This is a genomic window from Acinetobacter bouvetii (genome assembly GCF_902753875.1).
GTDB lineage: Bacteria > Pseudomonadota > Gammaproteobacteria > Pseudomonadales > Moraxellaceae > Acinetobacter > Acinetobacter bouvetii_A.
Window position 1 is genome coordinate 1 of sequence record NZ_CADDTS010000011.1, and the last position, 6,963, is coordinate 6,963.

Sequence of the window (6,963 nt, forward strand, 5' to 3'; positions counted from 1 at the left end):
GAGTGAACCACCTGATCCCTTCCCGAACTCAGAAGTGAAACCTCTTAGCGCTGATGGTAGTGTGGGATTACCCATGTGAGAGTAAGTCATCGCCAGCTCATTATTCGAAATCCCCCTCCGCTTATGCAGAGGGGGATTTTTTTTCTTTGCAAGGGAAAGAAAAATAATAAAATAAGAGTGATCCACTCATGCTTTCTAGAAAAAAATCGATGAATGTGATTTAGTCTGTATTCATTCATCAATGTAAAAAAAGATCGCCATAAAGGCGATCTTTTTTAATGAATAACCTTAATATTTAGTTAAACATTTGGGTTGCAGCGCTATATAAAATCCAAAGAATAATGATAGCTACAATCGGTTCAAGTATTTTAGACCATGCTGGAACAGGGGTATTTACAACTTCATGGCTGATATTCGCTTCGTCATGTGGTTGTTGCTGGCTGACCATTTGATTAAACTCCTTCATTGTTGAGTCTAATGATATCTCTTCTTGCTCCATCGGTTTAGAGCCTTTTAATTCTGTTAGCTCATTTGCTGACCAAACCCAATCAGGAGCCTGGCCGGATAGATGTTCAATCTGTCCTAGAATCAGCTCTCGTACGCCTCTGATATTTAAATTGCCGATCTCATTTAGTTGTTTAAGTTCGGCTAGATGAAGCCTTAAAATTTCAGTGACCGTATGTTCCAGCTCTTCTCTAGGCAATGTAGACTGATTTTTGGAAGATGTGGTGAGATGGCGGGCAACCTCTTGAATAAAAAGTTCATCTGGGGCAGAAATCTCTTGATAAACTTTATTGTCATTAGAACGCCAAAGGCTAATGAGTTTACCCAATACCAGTGCATTGATTTCTAATAAGTATTCTTTTTTATCTTCTCGAGGATATTGTTCGAGAAGCTGAGGCTTTTGATTGTTAATCTGCTCAGCAAAATATTGTACTAAATCAAAAGCCATTCACTTACTCCATTTTATTTTAGTCTAATAATCGTAGGCTCGGTTTTTTCTTTGTTTGTTCAGGTTCTTCTGAAGTTGTGGTTGATTTTAAAGTATCTTCAGCAATTTGGGTACCTTCATATTCATTTGGATCAAAGAATAGGCCCTGACCATTTTCTCGCGCATAAATTCCCATAACCGCGTTTAATGGTACATAGATGTCACGGGAAACACCGCCAAAGCGCGCAGAAAAGGTAATCGCATCATTGCTCATATTTAATTTATGCACAGCATGAGGCACGATATTTAGCACAATTTGCCCATCTTGAATAAACTGTTCTGGCACCATGGTATTGGGCTGGGTGGCATCCACCAGCAGGTATGGCGTTAGGTTGTTGTCACAAATCCATTCATAGATTGCACGGGCTAAATAGGGGCGTGTAGGGGTAAGATTCAATTCTTGTTCAGACATGGCTAGGGCTCGACTAATTTACTAAAAATTCACTGTAGCGATTTTTTTCCTGCAAGGTTAAGGACTTCACAAATGCAGGACGACTAAAAATTCGGTGACAATATAAATGAATAGGACGGCAATGCTGCTTGGGTAATTCAATCCCCATGGCTTTTAAGCGCAGGAAAATGGGGGCCAGCATGCAATCTAAAATGCTAAAGCTTTCAGACATAAAGAAAGGAAAATGCTGAAATAAGGGGGTCAGTGAAATGAGGGTATCCTTAAGCTGCTTTTGTGCTTTCATTTTATCATGTGCATTCAAGCTATCTGGATGACACAACATAATGTCAGCCAGTTTTAACCAATCTTGTTCAAAACGCCAGATATATTGACGCTGTTCTGCACGCGGCATAGGGGCATCGGCATAGAGTTTGTTCTGCCGATAACGGTCATCCAGATATTCGGAAATAATCGCGGTATTAAAGAGTTTTAACTCGTTTTCAATCAGCATGGGAAGTTGATTATAAGGATTCAAGCTTGCGAGATCTTCATCGTCTTCATCAACCAAAATAAGATGATATTTGATTTGCTTCTCTGCCAGGACATAGCGCACCCAATGCGAACGAAAGTCATCGGCATGACTATATAATGTAATTCCTTGAGCAGGTGCTGTTTCGACGGACATAATTTAAAACAAAGTCGAGTGAATAAGATAGGATACTAAAAATAGACCATAAAATCACGGCTTTGAATTTTAAAAATCACAACTCTCCAATGACAAGTTTATATTGATGGCTCTTTTTTTAGAGGAATCAGCTTAGTATAAGGCTTTATATTTTTTAGCATTTTTGGAAAATGAATAGAATCAATAAGGTTTGAATTGCAACAGCTGTTTATTTTATGAATTAAAGTATTGTCTGTTTATTTAGATAAATTTTCCAATAAAAAAGCCTTGGATAAACCAAGGCTTTTTGTCCGATTCGGTAAACGAATTAACGTTTAGAGAATTGAGGACGTTTACGTGCTTTACGTAAACCAAGTTTCTTACGTTCAACTTCACGAGCATCACGAGTAACGAAACCAGCTTGGCGAAGAGCAGGTTTTAAAGTTTCGTCAGCAGCGATCAATGCACGAGTAATACCGTGACGGATAGCGCCAGCTTGACCACCGATACCACCACCAGCAACAGTGATGTAAAGGTCAAATTTTTCAGTAGCTTCAAGAAGCTCTAAAGGTTGACGAACAACCATACGAGCAGTTTCACGACCGAAATATTGTTCTAAAGAACGGTTGTTAATTACGAGTTTACCAGTACCAGCTGATAGGAAAACACGTGCAGTTGCGGTCTTACGGCGACCTGTACCATAGTTAGTAGCCATGTGCTGTATCCCTTAGATGTCCAAAACTTGTGGCTGTTGAGCAGTATGTGGATGCTCAGTACCAGCGTACACTTTCATTTTTTTGATCATTGCATAACCAAGAGGACCTTTTGGCAACATGCCTTTTACAGCGCGTTGGAAAATTTCTTCTGGTTTGTGAGCAACTAATTTCTCGAAATTAGTTTCACGAATACCACCAGGGAAACCAGTATGGCGATAATATTTCTTATCAAGTGATTTTTTACCAGTCACTTGAACTTGTTCAGCATTGATCACTACGATGTAATCACCAGTGTCAACGTGAGGAGTATAAGAAGTTTTATGCTTACCGCGTAAACGACGAGCGATTTCAGTCGCAAGACGACCTAAAGTTTTGCCAGAAGCATCAACAACGTACCAGTCGTGTTGAACTTCAGCTGGCTTAGCGCTGAGAGTTTTCATTAACCACTACCTATTATAGTTGGTTTGGACGGTGGAATCTGTCCAAACAAAAGGAGACCGAATTCTACCTGAAAGACAGGAGAACCACAATGAAAATATAAAATTTCAAGTGGCATATTTTAATCGAAGTTAAGGCTGAAGAAAAGTCTCTTTTTAGTGGTTGATTTTATAGTCTGAAAAAAGAAGAATTAAGTTTAAGTAAAACAAGAAAAATAATTGAATGAGTGGAAATAAGAAATAATGCGTAAATTAACTAAATTTATAAGTGGTATTCTTATAGCATTTTTATATTTAATTATTTTTATTGGAATTTTTGTCGTGGTTTGGGGGTACGATGCAGCATTAATTAATCTTTTATTTCTAATCGTTATTACTCAAGGTTGGATTATTATTTTATTTATAGTTTTAATTGCCGGTTATATTTTTTGTAACTTATCTGATGCTGAGTTTAAGCAGAATATGGAATTTAGTTGCAAGTTTGCAGCTTTTAGTGTGGTTGTGGGCTTGATGGTAATAGGAATATCTAAAATTTGTATTTTGTAAGTACATTGAATGCTTGAATTTGATTAATTGAGAATTATTGTTCATTGGCTAGATGTATACTATCTATAAAGAATAATCTAGTTTTAAGAGTTCATCATGCTTCCTTTATATGTCACCAGTGGAGAACCTGCCGGTATTGGTCCCGATATTTGTTTAAGTTTGGCCGATCGTAGGGATGTGCGCCCCATTGTGGTCTTGGCGGACATGAAGCTATTAAAAAAGCGCGCTGAATTATTAAAAGTAGAAATTGAACTGGTTGAATATCAAGGACAAGCAGAATCTTCGGCACAAGGGCAACTGTATGTAGAGCATGTTCCCTTAAATGCGGAAGTAGTTCTAGGTGAACTGAATGCGCAAAACGCAGCGTATGTACTGGAACAATTACGACGTTCTGCCGATTATGCCATGCGTGGTCAAAGTGTCGGGGTGGCAACAGCGCCTGTGCAAAAATCTGTGATCAATGATGCCGGTATTCACTTTAGTGGTCATACCGAGTATTACCAGGAGTTTGCCGGTGTGCCTCGTGTCGTAATGATGCTGGCGACCAAGACTTTAAGGGTCGCTTTGGCCACCACGCATCTGGCTTTACGCGATGTGGCTGATGCAATTACGGCAGAACGTTTGCATCAAGTGATTGATATTTTAATTCATGATCTAAAAACCAAATTCAAGATAGAGCATCCTCATATTCTGGTGTGTGGATTGAATCCGCATGCGGGTGAGGGTGGGTATCTGGGCATGGAAGAAATAGAAGTGATCAATCCGGTGCTGGAAACGTACCGTGCACAAGGCATTAATATGAGTTTAAGCCTTCCTGCCGATACCTTATTTACCCCGGAAAATCTAAAAGATGCCGATGCGGTTTTGGCCATGTATCACGATCAGGGCTTACCTGTGTTAAAATCACAAGGCTTTGGTGAAGCTATCAATATTACTTTAGGCTTACCGTTTATTCGTACTTCTGTAGATCATGGCACAGCGCTCTCCCTTGCAGGTACTGGACTGGCGAAAAGTTCAAGTTTGCATGTCGCTGTAGATTTAGCCCTTGATCTGGCACGTCATTAATTCACGTTGGAATTCTTTTATGTATCAAATTAATGCCTTAAACCCAAAAGATGAAGGGCATCACACGCGCAAGCGTTTTGGTCAAAACTTTTTGCATGACCAACGTGTAATTGCCAAAATTGTGCGCTCGGTGAATCCACGTGCCGGTGATAATGTCGTGGAAATTGGTCCAGGTCTGGCAGCATTAACCTCACCTTTAATTGGTGAATGCGATGCCTTAACCGTGATTGAACTAGACCGTGATTTGGCAGCCGGTTTGCCGGGGCGTGTACCGCATCCGGAGCGTTTAACCATTGTAGAAACAGATGCGTTGAAATACGATTTTACTGAACTCTTTCAGCAAGATCGTCCGCTACGTGTGGTCGGGAACTTGCCTTATAATATTTCGACACCGCTGTTGTTCCATCTCTTGGAATTTGGTGACAAAGTCAAAGACATGCACTTCATGCTGCAAAAAGAAGTGGTGGATCGTATCACCGCAGAGCCAAATAGCAAAGAATATGGTCGTTTGTCGGTGATGATTCAGTATTACTGCAAACCGACTTTCCTGTTTGAGGTCCCCCCGGGATCATTCAATCCGCCACCAAAAGTAACCTCTGCAGTGTTCCGCTTGGAACCTTATGCAGTTAAACCGATTGTGGCGAAAAATGAAAAAGCCTTGGCACGTTTGGTTTCTCATGTCTTTACGCAACGTCGTAAAACTTTGCGTAACAGCTTGAAAGGCATGCTGGTAGAAGATGGATTTGAGCAAGCCGGTGTAGATCCGATGGCGCGTCCAGAAACCTTGACCTTGGCCCAATTCGTTGCCTTATCTGATCAGATGGTGGATTAAGTGACACGCTCAGACATTCGATACAATTATGTAATTGGTGATGTGCAAGGCTGTTTTGAAGCCTTAAAAGCCTTGTTGAAGGAAATCAGTTTCGATCCTGATCAGGATTTCATCTGGTTTGCCGGTGATTTGGTGGCACGCGGCGAAAATTCGATTGGTGCATTACGTTTTGTCAAAAAACTTGTTGATCGCGGCGTGGCTGCAACAGTGCTGGGCAATCATGATCTCACTCTTTTAGCTTGTGCTCGTGGTTTAAAAGAGCTGAAAGAGAAAGATAAAACGCGTGATGTCATAGATGCCATAGATAGTGATGACTTAATTGACTGGCTACGCAAACAACCGTTATGTTTATTTCCCAATGAGCAAACCATTCTGACGCATGCAGGGATTCCCTGTCTGTGGTCTGCAGCACAAACGGCCGAATTGGCCAAAGAAATTGAAGCAGTGATTGCACATGATGATTTTACTGTGGTCGATGCTTTCCTGAGTGAGATGTACGGCAAAGAACCGACGCTCTGGTCGGATGATCTGGAAGGTAATGCACGCTTACGCTGTATTACCAATTATTTGACCCGTATGCGCTTAACCAATGCAGACGGGCAACTGGAGTTCAGTTTTAAAGACTCACTGGATGATCCGATGCCAGATGGTTTTAAACCCTGGTTTGAATTCGATTCAAAAGCGGCAAAAACCCATCAATTGATTTTTGGACATTGGGCAGCATTACAGGGTAGAACCATTAATCCACAGATTCAGAATGTCGATGGTGGCTGTGTCTGGGGGCATCAATTGATTGCTTACCGTCTAGAGGATAAGACATCCTTTAAAGTAGATAATCCGATGATGTAACTTTGCAGCTGATCAAAAACTAAAAAAGCCACATCATGTGGCTTTTTTATGCTTCAAATTTTTAGTCCAGTCGAATCCAGGTCTGGCTGCGTCCCAAGGCAGAAACACCGACAGAAGCACGCATGGTTAAACGTTTACCTGTTGCATTCAGTTTGATTTTAGCGTCATAAACTTTACCTGCAAGAGGATCGATAACACGACCTTTTTCATAGTTATTGGTGCCAGGGACATGTTTTAAACCTTTGAGAATTTCCATACCCAAAATTGGTTGATTGGTATATGGCGCAGGGCATTTATTACATGTTTCTCGTGGAGAATAACCAGGTCGAGGAGTCACTTTAATGATTCTTAGATTCTCAAATGAAGTGCAACAGAGATTAAATTATTGGAAGGAAGCAAGATGAGCTAGCATTTTGCTTCCGACCGACCAAAGTCAAAGTTGCATCATGAACTATACTCATCTCACTCTAGA

General features: G+C 40.7%; 9 protein-coding genes, 1 rRNA gene and 1 pseudogene. 5 read left to right on the top strand and 6 right to left on the bottom strand.

Going from position 1 to position 6,963, the window contains the following annotated elements; translation table 11 throughout:
* Nucleotides 1–98, top strand: a 5S ribosomal RNA gene (gene rrf, locus FB6_RS02990); the annotation flags it as partial.
* A gap of 197 nt (nucleotides 99–295) precedes the next feature.
* Here rrf and FB6_RS02995 read toward each other — a convergent pair.
* From FB6_RS02995 to rplM, 5 genes are all read right to left on the bottom strand, one after another.
* Entirely contained in the window at nucleotides 296–952 is a 657-nt protein-coding gene (locus tag FB6_RS02995; protein WP_174558576.1) for a hypothetical protein, read from the bottom strand.
* Nucleotides 953–971: 19 nt separating this feature from the next.
* Nucleotides 972–1,403 (bottom strand): ClpXP protease specificity-enhancing factor, encoded by a 432-nt coding sequence (locus tag FB6_RS03000; RefSeq protein ID WP_174558577.1) that lies wholly within the window; start codon nucleotides 1,401–1,403, stop codon nucleotides 972–974.
* Nucleotides 1,404–1,416: 13 nt separating this feature from the next.
* On the bottom strand, nucleotides 1,417–2,067 hold the full coding sequence (locus FB6_RS03005; protein WP_174558578.1) for a glutathione S-transferase N-terminal domain-containing protein: 651 nt from the start codon (nucleotides 2,065–2,067) through the stop codon (nucleotides 1,417–1,419).
* Nucleotides 2,068–2,374: 307 nt separating this feature from the next.
* A complete protein-coding gene (gene rpsI, locus FB6_RS03010; RefSeq protein WP_174558579.1) occupies nucleotides 2,375–2,761 on the bottom strand; it encodes a 30S ribosomal protein S9 in 387 nt (128 codons plus the stop codon).
* A 12-nt stretch (nucleotides 2,762–2,773) separates the two neighbouring features.
* Complete coding sequence (gene rplM, locus FB6_RS03015) at nucleotides 2,774–3,202, bottom strand: 50S ribosomal protein L13 (RefSeq protein ID WP_004811299.1); 429 nt, start codon at nucleotides 3,200–3,202, stop codon at nucleotides 2,774–2,776.
* A 240-nt stretch (nucleotides 3,203–3,442) separates the two neighbouring features.
* Between rplM and FB6_RS03020 the strand changes: the two genes are divergently transcribed.
* The 4 genes from FB6_RS03020 (at nucleotide 3,443) to FB6_RS03035 (ending at nucleotide 6,491) form a co-directional block, all read left to right on the top strand.
* A complete protein-coding gene (locus tag FB6_RS03020; RefSeq protein WP_174558580.1) occupies nucleotides 3,443–3,745 on the top strand; it encodes a hypothetical protein in 303 nt (100 codons plus the stop codon).
* A 96-nt stretch (nucleotides 3,746–3,841) separates the two neighbouring features.
* Nucleotides 3,842–4,810, top strand: coding sequence for a 4-hydroxythreonine-4-phosphate dehydrogenase PdxA (gene pdxA, locus FB6_RS03025; protein ID WP_174558581.1), 969 nt, complete (start codon nucleotides 3,842–3,844; stop codon nucleotides 4,808–4,810).
* A gap of 19 nt (nucleotides 4,811–4,829) precedes the next feature.
* A complete protein-coding gene (gene rsmA, locus FB6_RS03030; protein ID WP_174558582.1) occupies nucleotides 4,830–5,642 on the top strand; it encodes a 16S rRNA (adenine(1518)-N(6)/adenine(1519)-N(6))-dimethyltransferase RsmA in 813 nt (270 codons plus the stop codon).
* Complete coding sequence (locus FB6_RS03035; protein WP_174558583.1) at nucleotides 5,643–6,491, top strand: symmetrical bis(5'-nucleosyl)-tetraphosphatase; 849 nt, start codon at nucleotides 5,643–5,645, stop codon at nucleotides 6,489–6,491.
* A gap of 61 nt (nucleotides 6,492–6,552) precedes the next feature.
* Here the strand turns inward: FB6_RS03035 and FB6_RS03040 are convergent.
* Nucleotides 6,553–6,840 (bottom strand): annotated as a pseudogene (locus FB6_RS03040) (DUF2147 domain-containing protein); the annotation flags it as partial.
* Between the last annotated feature and the right edge of the window lie 123 nt (nucleotides 6,841–6,963).